At 59.3% G+C, this 23,336-nt stretch carries 14 protein-coding genes; 10 read left to right on the forward strand and 4 right to left on the reverse strand.

What is annotated here, in order from left to right; genetic code table 11:
• Position 1 precedes the first annotated feature (1 nt).
• From APZ15_RS37705 to APZ15_RS40520, 9 genes are all read left to right on the forward strand, one after another.
• Positions 2-4,504 (forward strand): tetratricopeptide repeat protein, encoded by a 4,503-nt coding sequence (locus APZ15_RS37705; protein ID WP_124919377.1) that lies wholly within the window; start codon positions 2-4, stop codon positions 4,502-4,504.
• Between the two features lie 552 nt (positions 4,505-5,056).
• Entirely contained in the window at positions 5,057-8,665 is a 3,609-nt protein-coding gene (locus tag APZ15_RS37715; protein WP_124919378.1) for an SIR2 family protein, read from the forward strand.
• A gap of 852 nt (positions 8,666-9,517) precedes the next feature.
• The gene (locus APZ15_RS37720) at positions 9,518-9,904 is read left to right on the forward strand and encodes a transposase (RefSeq protein ID WP_226129905.1); all 387 of its coding nucleotides are present in this window, start codon (positions 9,518-9,520) and stop codon (positions 9,902-9,904) included.
• Positions 9,892-10,236 (forward strand): IS66 family insertion sequence element accessory protein TnpB, encoded by a 345-nt coding sequence (tnpB, locus tag APZ15_RS37725; RefSeq protein WP_133372528.1) that lies wholly within the window; start codon positions 9,892-9,894, stop codon positions 10,234-10,236. The genes APZ15_RS37720 and tnpB overlap by 13 nt, the downstream gene beginning before the upstream one ends.
• Before the next feature lie 65 nt (positions 10,237-10,301).
• Complete coding sequence (tnpC, locus tag APZ15_RS37730) at positions 10,302-11,834, forward strand: IS66 family transposase (protein WP_034195837.1); 1,533 nt, start codon at positions 10,302-10,304, stop codon at positions 11,832-11,834.
• Between the two features lie 1,127 nt (positions 11,835-12,961).
• Positions 12,962-13,567, forward strand: a complete 606-nt coding sequence (locus tag APZ15_RS41590; RefSeq protein WP_124919379.1) for a hypothetical protein — start codon at positions 12,962-12,964, stop codon at positions 13,565-13,567.
• 11 nt (positions 13,568-13,578) lie between these two features.
• Positions 13,579-14,622 carry a hypothetical protein gene (locus APZ15_RS41595; RefSeq protein ID WP_138143325.1) on the forward strand — a complete coding sequence of 348 codons (1,044 nt, stop codon included), beginning with the start codon at positions 13,579-13,581 and terminating at the stop codon, positions 14,620-14,622.
• Positions 14,610-15,899: a hypothetical protein gene (locus APZ15_RS37735; RefSeq protein WP_054928398.1), complete on the forward strand. Its 1,290-nt coding sequence runs from the start codon at positions 14,610-14,612 to the stop codon at positions 15,897-15,899. The genes APZ15_RS41595 and APZ15_RS37735 overlap by 13 nt, the downstream gene beginning before the upstream one ends.
• 394 nt (positions 15,900-16,293) lie before the next feature.
• Positions 16,294-17,544, forward strand: a complete 1,251-nt coding sequence (locus APZ15_RS40520) for a patatin-like phospholipase family protein (protein WP_080982014.1) — start codon at positions 16,294-16,296, stop codon at positions 17,542-17,544.
• A 573-nt stretch (positions 17,545-18,117) separates the two neighbouring features.
• On the opposite strand, the gene APZ15_RS37745 is transcribed toward APZ15_RS40520, so the two are convergent.
• The 4 genes from APZ15_RS37745 to APZ15_RS37760 form a co-directional block, all read right to left on the reverse strand.
• Positions 18,118-19,365 carry a citrate synthase family protein gene (locus APZ15_RS37745; protein WP_011548571.1) on the reverse strand — a complete coding sequence of 416 codons (1,248 nt, stop codon included), beginning with the start codon at positions 19,363-19,365 and terminating at the stop codon, positions 18,118-18,120.
• Between the two features lie 60 nt (positions 19,366-19,425).
• Positions 19,426-19,818, reverse strand: a complete 393-nt coding sequence (locus APZ15_RS37750; RefSeq protein ID WP_011548570.1) for a VOC family protein — start codon at positions 19,816-19,818, stop codon at positions 19,426-19,428.
• A 47-nt stretch (positions 19,819-19,865) separates the two neighbouring features.
• A complete protein-coding gene (locus APZ15_RS37755) occupies positions 19,866-21,152 on the reverse strand; it encodes an MFS transporter (RefSeq protein WP_011548569.1) in 1,287 nt (428 codons plus the stop codon).
• 94 nt (positions 21,153-21,246) lie between these two features.
• A complete protein-coding gene (locus APZ15_RS37760) occupies positions 21,247-22,005 on the reverse strand; it encodes an SDR family oxidoreductase (protein ID WP_011548568.1) in 759 nt (252 codons plus the stop codon).
• Between the two features lie 313 nt (positions 22,006-22,318).
• Here APZ15_RS37760 and APZ15_RS37765 point away from each other — a divergent pair, with 313 nt between their 5' ends.
• Positions 22,319-23,281 carry a 2-hydroxyacid dehydrogenase gene (locus APZ15_RS37765; protein WP_011548567.1) on the forward strand — a complete coding sequence of 321 codons (963 nt, stop codon included), beginning with the start codon at positions 22,319-22,321 and terminating at the stop codon, positions 23,279-23,281.
• The last annotated feature ends 55 nt before the right edge of the window (positions 23,282-23,336 follow it).

Below are 23,336 nucleotides of genomic sequence, written 5' to 3' on the forward strand. Positions count from 1 at the left end.
CATGAAAACGAATACGAATACGAAAAAACAGACACGTCGACCGGGAAAGTCTTCACAACGCAAGTCCTCTACCGAAGGAATGGCCAAATCGGCCGCGAGTTCAGCGTCGACTGGAGGGCAGGGAGTCACATTCGAAAATCGTGCCCAGGCTGTCAAGCTGATCCACATGTGTTTAGGTGCGCCTTCCCCGGGAATTGCTGAAGGGTGGGTCATCGCAGAACTGCGCTTCCAGGCACGCGCGCATGGACCGCAAACGGACGATCTGGTTTGCACAGTCGAGAACTCGGCGGGTCACCGGCATCGCGTGTTCTTCCAAATGAAATCAGGACTGACCGCAAGACGGTCGACCAAAGCTTTCCAAGATGCAGTCGGGGGGGCTTGGCTTGACTATCAGCAACCGGAGCTGTTCTCAAGAGGCAAGGATCGCATCGTTATCGTTCATGATGCCGACGGGCGTCATCACATGAGCGGTGCGACCGCAGTTGCGAAGGCGGCAAGCCTGTCGCTGTCGAGTCGAGAGTGGCTCGAAAAAATCGATGCGGTCGGGGTTAGCAATGCACTGAAGCGAAACGCCGTCTCTGCATTCAAAACCGTTGTCGCGAGTTTTGCGCGAAGACCGATTGACGACGAGGAACTCTACACGTTCCTTCAACATGTGAGCTTCCTCGCGCATGACTTAAAGGAAGACGGCACTCCCGAGCACGTGCAACTCGTCAACCTGATTCGCTCGAGTTTGCTGTCCAGTGGCTACACTGCCGATCCCAATCACGTCTGGTCGAAGTTTGTGACATCGTGTATGTCACTCAATGCGAGCGCAGGCGGGATAGCGCTCGATTCCTTGGCCGAGGTGATTGGCGATGACCTCGCTCGCGCGTTCAAGATCATCCGCGACGCAAGCGCTCAACAATACACTCTCGGCGCGCATGCTGGTGCGTGGAATCACGGCACTTCTCCCGTTGGCGTGGCAGTCGGTATCTCAACGGCGACGCTACCGACGGGCAATACGGGAGGTCAAAGTGCGATTCCTGCCTCGCGCGAATCATCCGAAAACAAGCTCATCTCCCGACAGCTCGATCAACTCAATACTCGAATTCGGGAAGGCCGGTACCGAGATGCGCTGAATGACCTCGGAAAGCTCGGCGAGGATCTGGAACCGTTCGATGCGCATCAGCGCGCGCGTTGGTACCTCATGCGCGGGACATGCCGCTTCAATCTCGACCGTGACCAGGACGCCGCGGCTGATTTTCTAAAGGCAGCTGCCTTGTGCGATGACGACGACAAGCTCGCCGCTGCACGGGTGCGCGGTTTGTTGCTAGCGAACGATTTCGCGGCGGCGGAAAAGGCTGGCCACGAGGCGCTCGAGCGATTCCCGCAGTCGCTTTCGGTCTGGTTAATCGCCAAAAACGCGGAATTGGTGCGAGGCGGGTCGCTAGCGGAGGACGCGATTCCTTGTGAGTACCGCCAAGAGGCCGACGCGTTTCAACTGGTTGCCTTTAGCCGCTACCGAGCCGGAGATATCAATGGAGCAGCCGCGGCAGCTCGAAAGGCGTTGGACCTTCAAGACGTAAGCTTCTTCAACAGGGATAGGGCGCTGGGATATACGCTTGAGTGGGTGGCGGCTAGTCCGCTCAACATCGCCTTTCGCATGCTTGACACGGCGGAGTTGAATGCGCTGGGCGACGTAGCAGCGGCGTTCGAGCCGCGGCACGAAAAGCTGTGGACGGTCCAGTCAACAGCGACACTGAAAGCGACGGTGGTCAACCTTGGCTACGTCTATGTCCTTTTGAAGCGGACCAACGACGCCTTAGATCTGCTGCGTGAGGCGCGCGCGAGATCGATAGACGGGTCGGAATTTATCCGTTTGGAGATCGAGGCCCATCGCGGCGGTGGTGATATCGACCGCGCTTTGGAGGTTGGGCTGTCCTCACTCCACGCGATGCCCGCCGATGCCCTGGTCACATTCGCTCAGACATGTGCAAATGTAGGAAAACTCGAACCGATTGAGCGAGCAATCGAGGCTGCGGCTAACTTGCCGACCGATTGCGAACGCGCGGTCGAATCGATCAGAGTATTGCTGTGGCAAGCGCTTGCGAAGGACGGACGTCACGATGAGGTTATGAAACAGCTAGAAGCCCAGGACCTATCGACATCGACGTCTATTGCTGCGATTGCGGTCGGATCGGACATGCTTCGTCGCGCCGGCCGCTTGGAGCGGGCAGATAGTCTGCTCGCCCGCGCGGCCACACTCGTGAACCAAACGGGCGTAGAGCAGGAGCGCTATATGTTAGCGATGGCCTATTTCCAAGCTGGACGATTTGAGGAATGTGCCGAGATATACGCTGCGATGCTAAGGTCCGGGGTGCACAGTGAGCTTCATAGCGATCTGCTATTTTGCTACATGCGCCTCGGTGCGTATGCGAAGGCCCGGCAACTTCTCGACTCCCTTCACGAGAGCTGGATCGAAAACGACGGTGCGCGGCACTTGGCCATGGAACTCGGTCAGGAAGTCGGCGATTGGGCGTTGCTCAAGCAGCTCTCATTGGTTCAACTGAGGCACTACCCCGGCCAAGCGATGAGTTGGTTGTTTCGGCTGACCACGGCCGCTCGGGACTCGGATGGGGAGCTTTTGTCCGTGCTGGATCAAATTCCCGAGTTGCTCGAAGGCACCTCTCGAGAGTTGACACAAATTGCCACATGTGAAATGAGTCATGGATTCGAGGAACGCGGCCTCCGACGTCTCTATCGCATGCGCCGGTTGAATATGGCGGACGTCGATGTGGCGGCAGCGCACTTGGCCGGCCATCTCGCCGTACACAAAGCGCTGCCGCACCTCGAAGTTAGTCGACCCGTGATCGAGGAGGGGACTTACTTTACGGTGGTCGACAATGCGGGGCGACCCTTTACCCGAGCTGTCGATCCTATCGGGTTCGACGGACTTCCAGATGCCGACGAATTCCGTTCCGCGTCATCAACGGACGTTGCCCCTTTTATTGGCGCAATTGTTGGAAGCGAGGTCGCCGTTGCTCAAACATTCGATGAGCCGAAGGTGTTCAAGGTAGTGACGATCGGATCGGCGTATCGTCGCCTGCTCGACACCACCCATGAAATGCTGAAGGGCTCAATTACCCAGTCATCCTACGTTTCGGTAATCAACCTGCCCGAAGACGAACACGGGGCTCTGGATTTTTCCCAGTTGAAGGCGCAGCTCCACCGAAGCTCGGAAGTCGGTCGACAAATCATGGAGGGGTATCGAAAGGCTCCTTTTACTATCGGAGGGGTGTGCCGAATGATGGGGCGCGGCGTTGTCGACGCAGTCTGTGGATGGCCCAACCAAGAAGCAAAGTTGGATGTCGGCGGTGGCTCGGAGGCACATCGTGCCGAAGCGGAAAGTTTGTTGTCTCGGAGCGATGCGGGTTATGTCATTGATGCCGCGACTTTGATCGAACTGGGGCGGCTCGACTGCCTACACGCATTGTCGAGCCTCCCGAAGCTATATTGTTCGACGAAGACCTATGGGCTTCTACGTGATGAGCTTGAGGAGTCACAGCGCGTGCGCGCCTCAGGTACCGCGATCGAACACAATGGCGAACTGGCGATCGTCGAAGTGACTGAGCAAGACTGGGGTCGACGCACCGCAATGTTGCAGGACGTGGTTGACGCGATCGATACGTACTGTGAAGTTCGACCGTCATACGGCCCGGCAGATTGGCACCGAGCCCCACAGGGGTTTCGCGACGTCATTTCGACCGAGGAGGCGGCAACATTAGCGCTGGGCATGGAGCTGGACGCAACTTTGCTGTGTCTGGACGCGAGACTGCGGTTGATTGGGGCAAGTTTCGGACTCGCGGGCGTATGGCCGCAAGCGCTCCTTGCATCGTGCAGAGCGTCAGGCCGAATGCGTGATCGGGAATACTCGGCGGCATGCATGAAAATGTTCTGGAGTGGTCGTAACTTCATCTCGTTGACGGCCGACGACTTGATCAGTGCACTCTACCAAGGCACGGAATGGGCCCGCGCCACAGTCACTTCGCTTCGAACACATCTGGCGGAGGACGACATTGACTTCGGTTCTGCGCTCCGCGTGTCCTTGGATTTTCTCAGTAAATTGACCAACTCGGGGCGCGGGCAATTTGGCTTTCTGATCGAAGTGACCGAATTTGTCATCGGAGGACTGGCGCGACATAGGCGTTGCCCGGAGAATCTGGCGGAGACTGCCAAGAACGCATTGCAGAGCGCACCAGCAATTCGCGCTCAAGGCGAAGCCGCACTCGAGTTGCTATTTGGCGTTATTGAAAATGCGTGTGCACGAGCGCGAACCGAGGCGACGGCATTAGAGTTCAAAGGACAGATTCTCTATTGCAGCGCGCCACCTTGGTTGTTGAACGGGCTAAGCTCGCATGACGCTGCAGTCCTACGCAATGTCGCTTCAGACGAAATGCCGGTGGAGGACGTTGGCACGTTTGACCACAATTCAACGTCGGGAATCGATATAGAGAGCGAGTAACCGCGAACGCGGAGAAGATCACTCTCTGTTTGACGGTTCGCGGCGTTCGCTGCGAGCACGTCTGTTTCTCCGGAAGCTGACGCAGTTTGATGGCGCATCGGCCATCGCGTCGCCAGGTACTTCTATGGCCTACATGGCAACCTGATCCTGCGTGGGCAGATAGAGCGCGCGCTCGAGGCGGCCGAGGCGGCCGAGGCGGACCTGATCGTATTACCTGAGCACCACTACTAGGCGCTTCGGCGCTGGAGAGACGACCAATACGGATTTTGAACGAAACAGGAAATTCCTGCACATGGTCGGTACGCCGATACTGGCCGCCGGCGTCGCGCTCGGCCATGGGCTTCTACCGTGGCTGGGATAAATTCAGGTCACGATAGTGAATTTGGGCGTTTTAGCGGAAGTGCCAGCGGGCATCGCTGCAGACCACAATGATCTACTTGACCGCAGAACAACTGCGGCTCAAATTCGTATCGACAATAGGACGACTGCTTTGCTCGCCGTCGACGGGCCGCGCGGAGCGTCCACGATAATCAAGAATAAGGAATAACTGAATTGACACTCCGATTCTCTGACGACGGCCCCGCGTTTCCTAACGATCTTGTGGACCGCATGCTCGCTGGCGAAGTCGTGCTTCTTTGTGGCGCGGGTGTCAGCGCACCTCAGTTGCCGACGTTTGGAGGCCTCGTCACCCAGGTCTACGAACGTGTCGGCGTCGTGCCAACCAAAGCGGAGTCGCTCGCTATCGAGCACTGGCGATACGAGGAGGCACTCGGCGCCGTGGCGCGTCGCCTCGTCAATCCGCAGCGAATTCATGAGGAGGTAGCAGATATTCTCGCTTCGGCGAAAGCGGATTTGCAGCACCACAAGACGTTGCTTCGACTATCGCGGGCCAGCGATAACAGATTGCTGCTCGTCACAACCAACTTCGAAGGTCTTTTCGAGCGCGCGCTAGATGAGGTTGAAGGAATTGGGAGCGGGAAGATTTGGAGTCTGGCAGGGCAGGCGTTGCCTCCGCCCGGCACGGATGGATGTCACGGTATCGTTCATCTGCACGGCCGGATCCGGGACGCTGTTGTAGGCCTCGAGGCTACGCCGCTTGTGCTTACAAGCGCCGAATACGGTGACGCCTACATGCGGTCGGGTTGGGCGTCACGCTTTCTATTTGACCTTGTACGGTGCAAGACACTCGTCCTTGTTGGGTACAGCGCCAACGACGCGCCGGTTCGATATTTTCTGAACCTGATGGAAGGCGACAGGGACCGGTTCGACGATCTGCGATCGGTCTACGCGCTCGACTCCTACCAACATGACGCCGCGGAGACGGAAGCACGCTGGGACACAATCGCGGTCGTGCCGATCCCCTACCGGAAGCGGCGTGATGATGGTAACGCACACAATGCACTTTGGGAGGATCTTGGCCAACTGGCCGATCTGGTCGAGCGACCGCGGCTCGCACGCCGCGAACGAGCCAAGATTTTCGCCAGATCATTCGCTTCAGTTACCGCAACTGAACGCGAGGAGGCCGAATGGCTGCTCAAGGGAAAGAGCGACTTGTGGGATGTGGTGGCAGCGACGGTCGGGGATCCAGAGTGGTTCGAGTATTTCAACGCGTCCGGACTCTGGAAGCCTGATGATGCGCCGAAGATCATTGCGAACTGGTGCTTCCAAGCGCTGACCGAGCGAAAGCGCCTCGAGACCGCAATTCACTGGCAAAGCAGACTCGGTCGGTTATTTACCGACGGCGTGCGCCTTGCCCTCGCGCTGCAGAAGGTGCCACAGCCGTGGGCGCGGGCGTGGAAGGTGCTCGCGCAGATGCCGCCAAAGCGTCATGACGTGATCATGCATCATTTCAGACTCGCGCAGGCGCTGGAAGGGCCGATTCATGACGATCAGGATTTACGGAATGCGGTCAAGGCGATCACGCCCCAGGTCGAGCTCAAGGCGCGGTGGTGGCCGACCGGGGAAAGTGCTCGGCAGGCGCCAAAGGTGCTTCGCGATATTGTTACCGTGTCGCTTTCCCTCGACGATCCGTCCGACATGGACAGAGTTGTGAGCGCAGTACTTCAGGTAAAGGGGCGCGAGCACAGGCTAGCCGAGCTATGCAATGGCGCGCTGTCAGATGTTATCGCCGCCGCAGTTGAGCTGGATATCGTCAATTCCGAATGGGATGCACTGGATGGGAATGTGCCAGCCGTCGAGGCGCACGACCAGAACCAGTATCACGACGGATGCGTCCATTTGTGCGTCGTACTCTCGGCGCTCATCGCGAGACTCACACCGGTGGATCCGGAATACGCTCGCTCGCTGGCGCAATCATGGAAGCGTATGCCCGGCCTCCTAGGTCTGCGAATGTGGGTCAACGCGCTAAGGCTCACACCGCTTTTCACTGCCGATGAAGCGGCTTCCGGGATTCTCGAACTGCCGGAGAAGGCTTTCTGGTATATCAACCGGGAACTGGTTTTGGCAATGCGAGAACGACTCGGCGAAGCCCAAGAAGGGGCGGTCGCGAAGATTGTCTCGCGTATTCTCAGGGAGTCGCCCTCACTTTATCAGGACTACCCGGTCGAGGGTGCCGACTGGCGTCCGCAGGCGAAAGACTACCGGGTTTGGCTGATGCTAACCGCGATCCGGCTTGCTGGCGTGTTGCCAGCTGAGGGGCTCGCAGAACTGGACGCTATCGCGTTACGTTACCCTTTCATCACCGGCGATTATGAGGAAGCCGATCTATTTGGAAGCTATTCAACCGGAGTGCATTCAGTACAGGGTGACCCGGCTCCGCTGATCGACGCCGAGCCCGATGACAGACTTCGCGTCGCGCGGACGTTACGTAACGATCGCGACTTTTCGTCCAGATTGAGTTGGTCCACGTACTGCGCAGCACAACCGGCCGCGGCGTTTGAGCTCCTGAATGCAGCGGCACTCTCGAACGAGAACCTCGACCTCTGGAACGATTTTTTGGAGGCGCTCACGACGCTAACGGTGGTGAGAACCGAGGTGAAGCCGGACACAATGGGCCTTGTTCGCCGGGCATTTGATCGCCTTTGCGCCGCTGAAGATGACTTTGTAGCTCCCCTGTTGTCCGCGCTGAGCTATTTGCTCAGGGCATATACAAAGGTTTCGGAACGATACTGCGCGGGCCAGTGGTGGGACCGATTGTGGAGACTCTGCGAACAACACGAGGAACCCCTTGCGGAAGACGACGCCGGTAGGTTTTACGACCGGCTGATCAATCGTGCGTCAGGACGACTCGCGGAGCTTCTGCTACTCAGGTTCGACCACCGCAACGCGAATGGTGCAATTGCCGGGGATGACCGTCAACGGCTCGCGGTGGTAATCGGGTCCGACACAGCGGCCGGATGGTTCGGACGTGGTGCGTGCGCATACAACGCGGGCTTTATCCTACATACGGATTGGAGGCTTGCGTTGGGACCGCTCAGGGAACGACTGTCCCGTGATGACAGCGAGGGTATTGCGCTACGATCGGTGCTGCTGGGTGGCGCCCCGCTGTCGTTCGCCGCGACGCGGGCCTACAAGCGCCCGCTGTTCAAGGCGGCGATCGAGGCAGGTACGACCACCGGACATTCCGCCGTGCACGTTGCTTCCAGGTTTCTGCATCCTCTGGTTAGCTGGCGGATGAGTCCGGGCACCGGGAAGCCGCCTATTTCCACGGAAGAGGTTCGCCGCCTCCTATACAGTGCGTCGCATACCGTTCTCGCCGGCGCCGCGCAGTGCATGCGAATCTATGTTGCGCAGATTGGGCACTCGCCGGAGCGCACCTGGCGCGCTTTTGTCGGTCCGATCTTTCATGCGGTCTGGCCACGCGAGGCGCGGTTTAAGCGAGCGTCAGTTTCGAGCGACCTTGCCGCGCTGTGCGTCGGCACCGGAGCGGTGTTCGAAGAAGCATTCTTGAGTATCCGCCATTTTCTAACGCCACTGGATGGCGGTGGTTACGCAGTATCGCAGCTTGAGGAGTCCTCGATGGAAGGCACTGGAGCCCATGCCTGTTTGCAGTTCCTTTGGATCCTACTGGGTCCGGGGGCCAGCGGCCGTTCAACGGAATTGGCAACGATACTCGATAAGCTCGTCGCGATATCTCCCCGGCTCGAAGTCGACAGACGACTGCAGTGGCTGGAACAAAACCGAGCGATACGTTTTGAATGAAAGTTTGCGTGCGGAGGGTAGAGGCGGGAACCGGGAGTAAAGTCCGGCCCGGTTCGCACTGTACGGAGCAGTCCAGCATTCGGGTGTCACAAATTGAATGCTGGGCGACCCGTAGGGCATTCGTCCGTAAGGGCACGCGGCCGCTGTCGCCGTCCTCGATGCCAAGTCTGGGCTTGCCGCGGTCCGCGTGCGGCAGTCGACGGTCGCGGAATCTCGCTGACGACCGGCCCGCGGCTATTGCTTGAATCCGCGGCGATTGCAATCCGCTGCAAGCGAGTTATTCACGATTAATGGCATAAGACCTTGATCTATCGGCTCGGGATGGCTCGCGCGAGCGTCGACTACCGATGTCACCTGTGCAACGGTCCTACCGGACAGACAGGTGTTGTAGAGTTCGTTGAACTCCGGGGTTGGCGCGAAAAAGCGGACGGTATCGAGTGCTCCAGCAACGTAGGTTTGCCGCTGCTCGACCGGAAGGTCCTTATACTGCTCCGGCGAGAAAGCTTGAGCTAGCTGGCTTCTCGGCGCCGCGGAGGCGGTACAAATGACGCCTGCTGTAGGCGTTCATTATTAGCGCTAGCCGTGTTCAGAAACGTTGCTAGCGGAAATTCTCAAAGAAGCCTCGGCGAACAGGGACTTTTTGAAGCTTTCTGGCGGCTGCTTGGCCGTTGCGTTTCTGCAACAGAAACTTGGCCAATGTTCACTAACGTTGCTAGCACGTTGCACGTGTCGCGTGGATTGATAGGGATCCATATGGCTTCGATGTAAGCACCCGGGGAAGTCATCTTGATCGCGTTAGGCGCGAAGGCGAGGATCGTGTCCATCTAAATTTTTAATGGACAGATGTACACGATGGATGAGACCGAGGTGATGCAGGAGGTTGTGCAACCGACGCGACGTCGGCGGCACAGCAAGGAGTTCAAGGCACAGGTGATCCGTGCGGCGATGCAGCCAAACGTGTCGATCGCGGCGGTAGCGCTGCACTACCGCCTGAATGCCAACATGCTGCGAAGCTGGGTGGCCGCCCAGGAAGAACGGGATGCGGCCGAAGCTGCCCGCAAGTCGATGAGCGCGCCATCGGCAGAGTTTGTGCCGTTACAGCTTGAGACGTGCGGGGCTGCATCTGGGGCGACGGAGATCCAGATCGAGGTACGTCGGGGTGCGGCGACGGTGACCGTGCGTTGGCCGTTATCGTCGGCCAGTGATTGTGCGCTCTGGTTGCAGGGATGGCTGCGGTGATCCGCATCGACGCGATATGGCTGGCGACCGAACCGCTGGATATGCGTGCCGGCGCCGATACGATTCTGGCGCGTGTGGTGAAGGTGTTCGGCGCAGCGCGCCCTCACCATGCTTACCTGTTCGCCAACAAGCATTCGACGCGCATGAAGGTACTCGTCTATGACGGCTTCGGAATCTGGCTGGCTGCGCGTCGTCTGAACAAGGGCCGGTTCGTCTGGACGAACGGCCACGAAGCAATCGCCGTCGCGTTGAATCCCGAACAGTTGCGGGCGCTCGTGACGGGGCTGCCGTGGCAGACCCTGACGCACGATCACGTCATCTGCGTGGTGTAACGCGTCGTCGGTGCCGTAAACAGTTTCGCTTCCGTGGCGGTGCCGGCTCTGGCAGACTGGGCCGTATGAACCTGCCCGCCGACCTCGATGCCCTTAGCCCGGAGCAACTGCGCACACTGGCCGCTCAGTTGATGACCCAGGTCGGCGAGACGCAGCGTGAACTGCACTACCGTCAAACGCGTATCGATCAACTGACGCACGAACTCTCCGTGCTCAAGCGCCTGCAGTTCGGCAAACGCAGCGAGCAGCTTGATACCGAACAGATGAGCCTGCTCGACGAGGCGATCGATGCAGACCTGGCGGCACTGGAAGCCGAGCTCGAACAGCTTCAACCGGCCACGCGTGCCGCTGGGCCTGGGCAACAGCCGAAGCGTGTGCCCTTGCCATCGAAACTGCCGCGTACGGACATCCATCACGAGCCGGAAGACACCACGTGCCAGTGCGGTTGCCAGCGGGAGCGCGTGGGCGAAGACATCAGCGAGAAGCTGGACTATGCGCCAGGCGTGTTCACAGTCGAGCGGCATATCCGCGGCAAGTGGGCCTGTCGGCACTGCGGGACCCTGATCCAGGCACCGGTCCCGCCTCACGTCATCGACAAGGGTATCCCGACCACCGGGCTGTTGGCGCAGGTGCTGGTTGCCAAATATGGCGACCACCTGCCGCTGTATCGGCAGGAACGCATCTTTGCTCGCGCGGGCCTGGCGATCCCGCAATCGACGCTCGGCGCGTGGGTCGGCATCTGCGGCGTACGGCTGCAACCGCTGGTCGATGCGCTTCGCGAAGCGCTCCTGCAGCGCGACGTGCTGCACGCCGACGAGACGCCGGTGCAGATGCTGTCGCCCGGCAAGGGCAAGACGCATCGGGCTTACCTGTGGGCGTACAGCACGACGCCATTCGCCGATCTGAAGGCCGTGGTCTACGACTTCGCCGGCAGCCGTGCCGGCGAACATGCCCGAAAGTTCATGGGTGTGTGGCGTGGCAAGCTCATGTGCGATGACTATGGCGGCTACAAGGCTGGATTCGAACTGGGCATCACGGAAATCGGATGTGTCGCTCACGCGCGCCGGAAATTCTACGAGCTGCACGTCAACCACCAGAGCCAGATCGCCGAGCAGGCGCTGAAATACTTCGGCGCACTCTACGACGTCGAGCGTGACGTCGCCGAACTGAAGCCTGATCGAAGACAGGCCATCCGCCAGCAGCGATCCAGGCCCGTTGCCGATGCGTTGCACGCCTGGATGGTGACCCAGCGCAAGCTCGTTGCCGAAGGATCGGCGATCGCGAAGGCGCTCGACTACAGCCTGAAGCGTTGGGAAGCGCTCACGCGCTATCTCGATGACGGGCACGTGCCCATCGACAATAACTGGCTGGAGAACCAGATTCGACCATGGGCGACTGGCCGCTCGAACTGGCTGTTCGCCGGCTCACTGCGCGCGGGGCAACGTGCAGCCGCGATCATGAGCCTGATCCGGTCGGCGCAGCTTAACGGCCATGATCCGTACGCCTACCTGAAAGACGTGCTCACCCGACTGCCCACGCATCGTGCCGACGACATCGCGTCGCTGCTTCCGCATCGCTGGTCGCTCGCCGCGGCTTGATCAGCGGTACCTCACGAGCCTCGGTGCCTTTACCGGGGGCTTACGCTTCGATCGAAGAGCGGGCCGCTCGAGCAGCGAAGATTGCGTCCGTGCTTCGACTGCTTGGCAACGGCGTGCTTTCCCGGCAGCAGGCTGAACGAGCAGCACAGCTATTAGGCGTTCACTGCACCACCGTATATCGCCTGCGTCGACGTTTCCTCGCAGATCCGGTCGCCAGCACATTAGAGCCAAGGCAGCCGGGTAGGGCGACCGGGGGCAGACTGCATCACGGTGGAAGAGGGAGTGGCTCGATCCGTCAGCCGACTACTGTCGGGTGCACCACAGCCTGCTCGAGACTGTTCCGCAATCGATTTTCGCCAGAGCTCCGAATTTCGACGCCGCGCTGCGGGCGATATCACGTTATCGATGCCCACCGCTTAGGTTGAGCAAAACACTACGCTAGCAGTATTAGTGAACATTGCTAGCGCTCTGTTGAGCACGGCTAGCATTGATTGTGAACTCCTACAGCAACCTCCGGAGCCGTTGAATTACAAAGGTTGCCTTCGAGTCCAATAATTACAAATAACCTTCTATTCCGATGTATCTCGAAAATCACGAATTCTTAAACATAGAAAACTACCAGGAATTAATCGGTTTAAACGTCGTGACCATGTCTTTCAAATACCACCTATTTTTCTAACGAAAGGCAAAATGAAATATTATGTAACGTAAACGTTACGGGATGTTTCGTATGAGGCGTTGCTGCTGGCGGCGCCTGCTGATAAATTGATCGGATCAATCAGTAGAAAATTCGGCGTTCCGCTCACTTTCGATTAATGGATGGTGTAGCGCTTGAGGATATTTGGTGTCGTTGATAATGCTTCGATTGGCAATAATGTAGTAGTGATTGTTTCTGGTGTGGTGTTGAAAATTGATCTGCGGGACGAATCCTGCGGAAGTTGAGAATGAATTCACGGGCTCCGAGCTCAGTGCGGAGCTGATGAGGAAATTTTTAGGCTCATTTTGCAATTGAAACTGATTGCGCTCCCGTGAATCAATGTCGCTAAATTCTTGGTTGGTGTAGATGCTTGCTTAAAAGCGTTAATTTCCGAAAATTTATATAAGATCATCAGAAATTATTGAATAATATGAAATACAGCCAAATAAAAATTTCCCTTTCAATCTTCGGGGTGATGCTTGTGATATTCGGGTTTCAACAAGATGCTCGAAGTCAAAATTTAGCCGACGAAAGATCGCCCCTGTCTCGAATCCATGAGGTGGCTGATCAAGCAGATCTTTCCAATCAATCTCTCTTTTCTCGAATTATCGGCATGAAGATGGAAAGTGGGCAAGTGATCATTGCTCCATTTTCTTTCGAACGATGTGGAGTGGCATCGCCTCCAGAGCGACCGGTGACTATTCGGCAATTTATTTACCATGATGTGCCATGGTTTTTGGATTCGAGTAAAAATGGGAGACTGCCTTGTTCTGCAAACTATGTTGAGAAACTGGGCAATGACAATCGGATTGAAGCGGTTTCCGCAAAAATTTCCATTGATACGACGAAGATTTGCATTACACAGTCAGACATTGTGCAAAACTTCCAATCGTCGAGCAAGAGCTCAGAATATGTGCCATCGGGATTTGCATATCGCTATCTCGGAAAGGGTGGAGTAAATGTCTGGTTCCTGTCCTCCCTGAATAACATGGCATCAAAGTGCACTGAAACGATACTTTTTCAGCAAAATTTTTAAGGGGTTTGCAAATGAGTCAAATCAATGGAACTGAGGCGATTTGGGGTGGAAATCCTCCCTCTCAGGCCGTTTTGAACATGATAAATAGTAGTTCGATACTGGTGGGATCGATTAATAAATATGATTCGGACATTGCGGCAGGAACCGTTGCGCCGATCGGAGCATATTTGCCGGCGAATTATTTGAATAATCCATTTTCCAATGGAAAGGAAACGATTGTTAATCCTAACAATCAGGTGCAAATTCTTCTTGGATTGAAGATTTCTAATCCGCAAGATACCAGCCCGGCCGACTACGTCTCCGCTCTTACCTGGGAAATGGGGAAGTATGCAAATTTCACTACTGGTCAAAGCTTATATAATTCTATTGCGAACTTAAATCCAGGTGATCAAAATTATGGAAATGCAGCCGCAGTTGTAGGTATGGCAACTGAAAATATGTCGGCTGCTTATAGTTATCAAGTCCAGCAACAAATCAAGGCGGCGACCGGAAGTGCTTTTACTATTGATGGCGATGGGTCTGGATACGCAAACGGTCGAATTCAGCAAGCACTTGATAGTGCTTGGAGTAGTCAAAACTTACAAAATGCTTCCTCGGCAGACGCTTTTTCTGCGCTGACTCAGGCGGCTTCCAGTGTGATGGGGACTTTCCCGGCCGTCAGTGGACAGAGTTATCCTGAGTTTTACCAAGCAAGTCCTGGTGCCCTCCAGGATGAATACGGCCGCGCCAGTCTTGATGGAATCAAAACCAATCCCCCCGATCCAGACAATGGATTGGTGGTTAATTATTCGAATGGAAATTTGTCTTCGGCCACAATTTCATTTGCTTCGGGCAATTCTGAAATAATGACTTTCGCTGGGAGTCAAGTTAGTTCGGCACTATACAAGGACGAGAACGGGAATGTCATATCGAACATTTCTTACGTACATAATTCGGATGGCAGCTATTCGGCAACGATGACGGATGGCACCGGCGCTGTAGTATCAACGCAGCAGTTCTCAAGTAACGGCTCAGAGGTCGAAACTGTTACGAACGTCGCCGATTGCAAATCGTAGTCGGCGCCGACGTTGCAAATTCCCATGCAAAGCAGGTGGCGCTCCTTACGGTGGTAAATCTCGCCGTAAAGTGCTTTGCTGCTCCGGTGCAGGTGATCGCGCCGGACAGCGTATGGGCGGCACGGACACTCGTGCGCGTCAGCTTGCAGTCGACGCTGGGGAACGCGCTGGAGGAACTCGGTGGGCAGCGTCACCTTGAAGGCGTCGATCCCGACCGGGTTCACATCCTGCTGGGTGATGCGAACCCGCGAAGGCTTTCCCTACGCATTACCTTTGATGGCTGGAAAGTGAGTGTCGGGCCTGCGGCGCAGGTCGCGCGGCTTCCTGAGCGTCCATGGTGTGCGCTGGCACCGCTTGCCGCTGCAGCCGTGGCGGTGGGCGAGGTGTTTGCTTCGTTCGCGCGTATTAGCGTAGCGGCTGCACGCCGCGCCATCGGATTTTCGTTGTGGCGACCGGACTTGCCGGATGATTCGTCCGACTCGATTGGGGGCGCCATTGACGAAGCCCCGGTGGAGCTTTCCTGCTTCGGGTTGGGCCACCTTGGACAAGCCTACCTTTGGGCACTCGCATGTCTGCCGCTTTCTACCACCAAAGGCTCAAGAATCTATCTATGCGACGACGACCTGGTCGAATCGCCGAATCTGGAAACGGGCGCTCTATTGAATGGCGACACGCTCGGACACCCCAAGACCCGTGTGGTGTCGGAATGGCTTATGAAGCGCGGATTCGATACCCGGCTGATTGAGCGGTTCGTAGATGGGAATTATCGTCGAAGTGATCGTGAGCCCGTGATTGCGCTGTCGGGATTCGACGACAACGAGGCGCGTCAGTGGTTAACCCAAGCGGGCTTTCCGTTGATCTTCGATTCGGGCTTGGGCGGCGAAGTCGGAACTTTCGATTCCGTAGCTGTGCATACGTGGCCGAACCGGCGGCCTGCGGCTGACTTGTGGCCACTTGAGAGCGCGCAGGCGCGCCGGGAAAGGGAAGAACGGGCGCGTCGCCGGGCGGAGGCGAACCAGGGCTACGGCGCGCTTGCGCCGGACGAATGCGGTCGCGTTCTGGTCGCAGGCAAGTCAGTCGCGGTTCCGTTCGTCGGCGCTGTGTCATCTGCTTTTGTTCTATCGGAGATGCTGCGCACGCTTAACGCTGGCCCTGCCTTCTATGACGCGAGGTTTAGGGTATGCGCGCTCTCTGACCGCTCCCTGACCGCATCGCTACGGTCCGGGCAGGCAGATCCCGTGAGCGGCATTCGTTGCCAGCAACTCGCTTGTTCCTGAGATCCTCGGAGATCAGCCAGACTGAATTTATCAAAGGAAGCTTCGTGGCCGAGACACAGCATCTTGTCGGACGCATGCATATAGCGACGTCGAAAGGCTGCTTTGGAGAAGTCCGAAGGTCGCTTGTGGGTCGATCTGCGCCGGTCGTGCGTCACAGGGCGGCGGCCGGCCGCGTTCGGCCAGGAAGCGACGTTTGATCGGACGGCTGCGTGGACGTTCGGCCGGCGGCTGTGCCCCGCAACCAGCCATTTCGACCATGATGGTGGCCGGTGCGTCTTCGGCCAACGTCCGTCCGCAATATGTAAAATTCCCGGACCGTCGGGCAATCTGCCCTTTGCTTCAGCAGAGCTGTCGTAGCTTGCTGCGCAACAAAGAATAATCGGGGTGCGAGAAAGTGAGTGATTTTTGGAAGCATGAGGCACGTGGGGCGATAAATGGAGACCGCTGGCAGTCCTGCATCTGTATCCAGGGAGGAGGGGCGAAAGGGGCTTGGGAAGCGGGGGTCCTCGCCGAGCTTATCGAGTCCGGAGCGATTAAACCTACTGCGATGTTCGGCACCAGTGCGGGTGCGATTAATGCACTATGGGCATCTACTGCGCCCACGGACAAGGTGGCGGCGCACATGCTGAGCCACTGGCTGGCGTTCGCCCGTCGAATTGCGCTTGTCGCGAGTTGCTTTTTGGGGGGGGTGTTTCTTACGGCGGCTGCGCTTGTAGCAAGCCGCTGGCTAGCGTTCCCTGGTTGGATCGCGGTTGCTGGACGCTGGTATTTTCATCTGCTTTTGTGTCTTCTCCTGCTGCTACCGATTTTGGGATTCACCGCACGGCTGCGCCTTATCGACCGAATCCCTGGAGTTTTCCCGATTCGCTGGGCAGCACGGATGCTGCCAAGTGTCGAAACCTGTGCGAGCTGGTATTGCTATTTCTGCATGGCGGATGTGGCGGTCAACGAGCAACCCCCGGCATGGGATTGGGGGAGACTAGCTACGTTCTCGATCGCCAAAGGGAACAGGCATGCAGAACTGATGCAAGGCGAGCATCCCCCTTTGGACGCACGTATCGCGGCGATGACATCGGCTGCGTTGCCGGGATTATTTAGATCGCTGCGAGTTGGCGACCGACGGTTGCTCGATGGTGGCTTGGAGGCGAACCTGCCGGCTGGGTACATCATGTCAAACGGTACAGCGGGTGGTAACAGCATTATTTGCATAGTCCCCAAACCGCTGAGCCTACTTGACGCTGAGAATCATGTTGACTATAGGGTTCTTCGTTTCCTTCACGATATCTGCGCCGAACAGCAAGAAGGTCGCAGTAACCCTGCCGCCTCAATCGTTGGGGCAAGTGTGCGGTATCCGGTGTTGGTGATCGCGCCGAAAGAAAAATTGCAGTCAGGGCTAGTCGGCGGCTTCTTCCGACCCAAACTGTTGCGCGCGGAGTTTGAAACTGGTCGGCGAAGTGGAGTGGAGATGAAGATCGCGATGACGTGCTTCGAGAGGGGCAGTGAAACCGCTCTGGATGGCTATCTGTTGGAGACACTTTCATTACCCCCGATTGGAGAGCACCCTCCGAGTCCCGGCTTGCTTGCTCTGTGGATGAACGCTCGGTGGATTGTCAAAACCCCATCACTTGCGTCCTTACTCGATTAGGGCGACGCGCACGGAACTACTCAGCCTCACGGCCCTCATTGAAGTGAGCCATCAAGACCCGACTACCCACAGTGATAGAAGCCCACACTATCGCGCTCAGCCAGATTGATCAATTTGGTGGTTCATTACGGTCCCGATGATTGAGTGGATTTAAGAACAAACGTCCCAGTTACTGGCCCAGCGCGGTCTCGTCAGTTCCTCTACGCGGGTGACCGCTCCGGCCGATGAAGCGCCCATCACTCCGCGGAGCAGTGGCAGTTGCACTTTGAAAGCGGTCGTTACAGTTATCTGAGCCAGTACGGCGGCTCAGGGTCGTTCAGAGTCGTTCGCGGCGCGCCAGAATGGCCATTCGCTGTCTCGTACAGCTCCTGACGTTGGGCTGCATGCGCAAGCAGGATAGGGAACCTTATCGCTACGGTACGATTGTCGGTTCAAGTTCAGGTTTGGCACAACGCGTGACCGCCACTGACGGCGCCGCGGAGGAGTTGACACCGGTCTTCGCAGCCGCGGCCAGTGACAACTTTTATTCGCAAACGGAGATAATCTAAATCTGGTTTACGGTTGTCCGGCAGGTTACTCCACCACCTTGAACAGGCGGTTCTTGTTGATCACGCCGACTTTCGTCTGTTTGCCGTCGTCGTCAGCGGCGGGCCGCAGATGCCGATCGTCGAGCGTCGGCCCCGTATAGCGGCTGCGCGGCCGGATCACCTTGCCGACGCGCAGCTGCTCGATGCAGTGTGCGAGCAGTCCGACGCTGCGCGCGATCGAGAACAGCCCGAACGCCGCATCGCGCGGCAACTGAAGCTGCACCGACAGCATCGCCAGCGCGACATCGATGGTCGGCCGCTGGCCGGTGAGCGTCGTGACCTTGTCGACGAAGTGCGCGAGTTCCGTCGGCGGATCGAGCCGCGCAAGCAGCGCGTCCGCGCGCGGATCGCCGTCGGGGTAAAGATGATGGCCGAAACCGGGAATCGGGATCGCGGACTTCAGGTGATGATCGACGACGCGCTCGGCACCCAATCGTTGCACGTCGTCGAACACCGCACGTACGCGTCCCGACGCGTCGCCGTGCAGCGGCCCCGACAACGTCGCGAGCCCCGTCAGCAGGCAGCCTGCCAGCGACGCGCCGGTCGATGCGGTGATGCGCGCGGCAAATGCCGAACTCGTGATCTCGTGATCGGCGACCAGCACCATCGCGCGGCGCAACAGGTCTGCGCCATGGCTGTCGAGGCCCCAGCCGGCCGCGAGCCGCTGATGGGTGTGAAGCGGGCTTGCGCCGGCATCGTCGTGCGCGCCGAACGCGCGCGACACGATCGCAACGAGCTGCCCGGCCTCGATGTGCAGTGCGCTGTCGAGACGGCCGAGCGTCGAGTGCCCGTGCGCGGCCAGCGTCGCGAGCATGGTGAACGCGCATTGCCGGTCTCGCTCGCCGGGCGGTAGTGCCAACGCGGGCGGATCGAACGACACGGGCGTGGTGGCCTGCCAGAGCAGCGCGGCCGTCTCCTCGAGCGTGGCGGTGTCTGCGAGCTGAACGCTGTCGCGCCCGCGATACCACGCGCGTCCTTTCGAGAACGTGGTGATGCCGCTGTAGATGCACGGCTCGGCGCCAAAGATCGTGCTGGCCGCGAGCGCCGCTCGCTTGCGGCCGACCTGTTTCTTGCGGCACAGCGCGACCACATCCTCGGCCCGATACAGGCTCTTGCGCGGATCGTCGGGATCCTGCATCACGGCAATGCTGCCGCGGCTCGCGTACGCGTAGACGGTCTGCGCCCGCACGCCGAGCCGCCGCGCCGCTTCCGTCAGGGTGATCCAGTTCTGCATGGGGAGTCGTGATGAGGATGCGGCCGGTGCGCGGCCGCTTGCGCCGACTATAGACCGGGTTCAGTTGAATGTCATCTCGGCCGGGCGCCGCTCCAGCACCTCGACGAGGATGTCGCCGGGCGCGCGCACGAAACAGCCGCGCACGCCGGCGCGGATCCGCGTGACGGGCTGGACGATCTCCGCGCCGTTGTCGACCAGATGCGCGTAAGCCGCATCCAGATCCTCGACAAGCACGCCCAAGTGGTCGATCCCTTGCATGCGCGCGCCGTCCGGCACGATCGCCGGACATGCGTCCGGCAGCGCCGTGATGAAGAGGTTGATCGCCCCGATCCGCAGGTCGACGCGGCCGGGGCGCCGCACAATTTCGGCGTTCAGGCAGCGCGCGAACCACGCGGCGGTGGCCTCGGCATCAGCCGAGCAGAGTTGCAGGTGATCCCATTTGAATTCGATCATGGTCGTGTGCGGTACGTGCAGTGGAGCGTAAAAGGGGGCGAACCGGGTCAGAGCTCGATACGCGACAGCTTGCCGAGCAGCACCGAGTACGACAGCGTGCCGAGGAGGCAGATCGCACCCATCAGGTTCAGCGCCCAGAAAAAGTTGCCGGTGTGCTGCGTCACGTAGCCGATCATCAGCGGCGTGGTGACGGCTGCGATATTCGCGGCGAGGCTCGTGATGCTGCTGGTGAGCCCGACATAGCGTTTCGGCGCGATCTCGGACACCGCCGCCCACGACATCGAGCCGATTCCCTGTGCGAAGAACGCGACGGTTAGGATCGCGATCACCAGCGCGTTCGACTGCACGAAATTGACGAGCACGATCGATGCGCCGAGGAAGGTACCGATCACGAGGGGCGCCTTGCGCGACGACGACATTGATACGCCGCGCCGGATGCAGAGATCGGACAAATAGCCCGCGATAAGGATACCGAGCGTCGCGCCGATGAACGGCATCGCCTGGAAGAAACCGACCTTGATCATCGACATGTGCCGTTCCTCGACAAGGTAGGTCATGAACCAGGTCGTGAAGAACACCAGCAGCGTGTTGTTGCAGAACTTGCCGAGACAGATCGCGAGGATCTGCCGATAGCCCAGCAGGCGCAGCGCCATGCACCAGTCGAATCGGTCGCGCGCGGTCACTACCGGCTGCCCTTCGGTGATGTACTGCAGCTCGGCCGCGTTGACGCGTGGATGGCGCGACGGATCGCGATAGAGCCGGTACCAGACGACGCTGAACAGAATGCCGAACGCGCCGGTCGCGAAGAACACGGTACGCCAGCCGAACGCGGATGAGATCCACAGCAGCAGCCCGGTGAAGAGCGGCGTGCCGATGTACTGACCCATCACGTACACGCTCGTCGCGAAGCCACGCTCCTGGACCGGGAACCACATCGTCACGGCGCGCGCGTTCGACGGAAACGCGGGCGCTTCGAGCGCGCCCATCGCTAGCCGCGAACCGAGCAGCATGTGATAGCCGTGCGCGAGCCCTTGCGTGAGCGTCGCCAGCGACCATCCGACGAGCGACAGCGCATACGCGACGCGCGAGCCCAGCATATCGGCGAGCACGCCTGCCGGCAGCAGCGCGATAGAGTATGCGAGGCCGAACACCGCGAACAGCTCGCCCATCTGCACGCGGGTAAGCGCGAGATCCTTCGACAACGCCGGAGCGACGATGCCGAGCGCCGAGCGATCGACGTAGTTGAGGACGGTGGCCACCAGCAGCATCGACAGCACGCCGTAGCGCACCCGCGATCGCCTGGCGGCGCCTGCGTGCGCGTCGAACCCGCGCATGACCGAAACCTGTTCTTCAGCGGTTTTCAATGTCGTCTCCTGTTTTGTGATGGTTGTGCTGGTGCACCTGCCGCGTGTGCCGGCGCGCGTCCGGTCAGCCGCGTCCGACGAAGGGCATCGCGCTTGCCATGATCGTCATGTTCAGAATGTTCGCTTCGAGCGGCAGGCTCGCCATCTGCACGATCGCGCTCGCGACATGCACGACGTCGACGCGCGGCTCGGGCGCGATGCGGCCGTCGGCCTGCAGCACGCCGCTGTCCATGCGCTCCGTGAGCGAGGTCGCGGCGTTGCCGATATCGATCTGGCCGCAGGCGATGTTAAACGGTCGACCGTCGAGGGCAAGCGAACGCGTGATGCCGAGGACCGCGTGCTTCGTGGCCGTGTACGCGATCGTGTGCGGGCGCGGCGTGTGCGCGGAGATCGAACCGTTGTTGATGATGCGGCCGCCTTGCGGCGTCTGGCGCTTCATCTGGCGCCACGCGGCGCGGGCGCACAGGAACACGCCGGTCAGGTTGGTGGCGACCACGTCGTTCCAGAACTCAAGCGAATAATCGTCGAGCGGCACGGCGCCTGCGTTGCGGCCCGCGTTGTTGAACAGCACGTCGAGGCGGCCGAAGTCATGCGCAATCCGCGTGAAGCTCGCATCGACCGACGTTTCGTCGGACACGTCGGTTGGAATCGCCGCTGCGACGCCCCCGGCCAGCTCGATGATCTCTTGCGTCGCGAGTAGCGGATCGATGCGCCGGCCGAGCAGCGCGACGCTGAAGCCGGCTTGCGCGAGCGCTACCGCAGCGGCCTGTCCGATGCCGGTGCCGGCACCCGTCACCGCCGCGATTTTTTTCTCTGCCTGCATTTTCACGCCCTCGTCTTCAGTCCGTTGAACATGCAAAAAGCATTGCGCGGCGACGATTTCGCAGCAATCTTGATTCTTTCAATCAATATCAACCGCCCCGTCCAGACAGGCTGGCGTCAGGGTTTTCCTGAGTTCGCGGCTGCGCTGTTCGCGCGCCGGCACGGCATCGCGCATGGCAGAGGACATGATCGGAATCGGTCGATCATCCGGTCGCTCAATGCCGCGCGGACATGTTGATCGAACCAATCAATATTGACCTGCGCCGACTGCGCTTCGTAGGCTGTGTTCCGTTATCCGAACCAAGGACGAGACCATGCCTGACAACAATCGCACCCAGCTGCTGGTTGCGCGACGCGTTCCCGCCGCGGTGGCCGCGCGTGCGGCGGCCGAATTCAACGCCTATGTAACCGACGCCGACATGGACGCGCCGTCCGTCGTCGAGTTCTGCAACCGCTACGAGACGCCGGCGGTGCTGATCGGCAAGAAATCGGGGCTGCAGGCCGAGCACATCGCAGCATTGCCGCCGAGCGTGAAGATCATCGCGAACGCGAGCGCCGGGTACGACCACATGGATGTCGCTGCCGCACGCGCACGCGGAATTGCGGTCAGCAACGCCCCCGATGCGCTGACCGACTGCACGGCCGATTTCACGATGCTGCTGGTGCTGGCCGCGTGCCGGCGTGCATCGGAGTACGAGCGTATCGTGCGCGCGGGGTGGGGAAAGTCGTTCGGCATGACCGACATGCTCGGCACGCGCGTGAACGGCAAGACGCTCGGAATCGTCGGTTTCGGGCGGATCGGCCGTGCGGTCGCGCAGCGCGCTCGCGGCTTCGGGATGAAGATCGTCTATACCGACCGGCGTCCCGCGCCGCCCGAGATCGAGGCCGGTGCACGCTATTGCGCGGATCTCGACACGCTGCTCCCGCAGTGCGACATCCTCACGCTGCACGTGCCCGGCGGCGGCACGCCGTTGATGACCCGCCGCGAATTCGGCTTGCTGTGCGCCGGTGCGGTATTCGTGAATGCGGCACGCGGCAGTCTCGTCGACGAGGATGCGCTTTACGATGCGTTGACGTCGCATCGGCTGTTCGCCGCAGGGCTCGACGTTTACCGGAACGAACCCAACATCGATCCGCGCATTGCCGCGCTCGACAATGTGTTTCTGTCGCCGCACATGGCGAGCGCAACCGTCGAGACGCGCGACCAGATGGGGTTTACCGCGCTCGACAACGTCGCGGCGGTGCTTGACGGGAAGGGGGCGCCGAACGCGCTGTGATGACGGCGGGCGCGAGCGCTCGCCCATGCCGGGGTGTCCGATGACGGAACCCCCG

It is taken from the genome of Burkholderia cepacia ATCC 25416 (assembly GCF_001411495.1).
Taxonomy (GTDB): Bacteria; Pseudomonadota; Gammaproteobacteria; order Burkholderiales; family Burkholderiaceae; genus Burkholderia; species Burkholderia cepacia.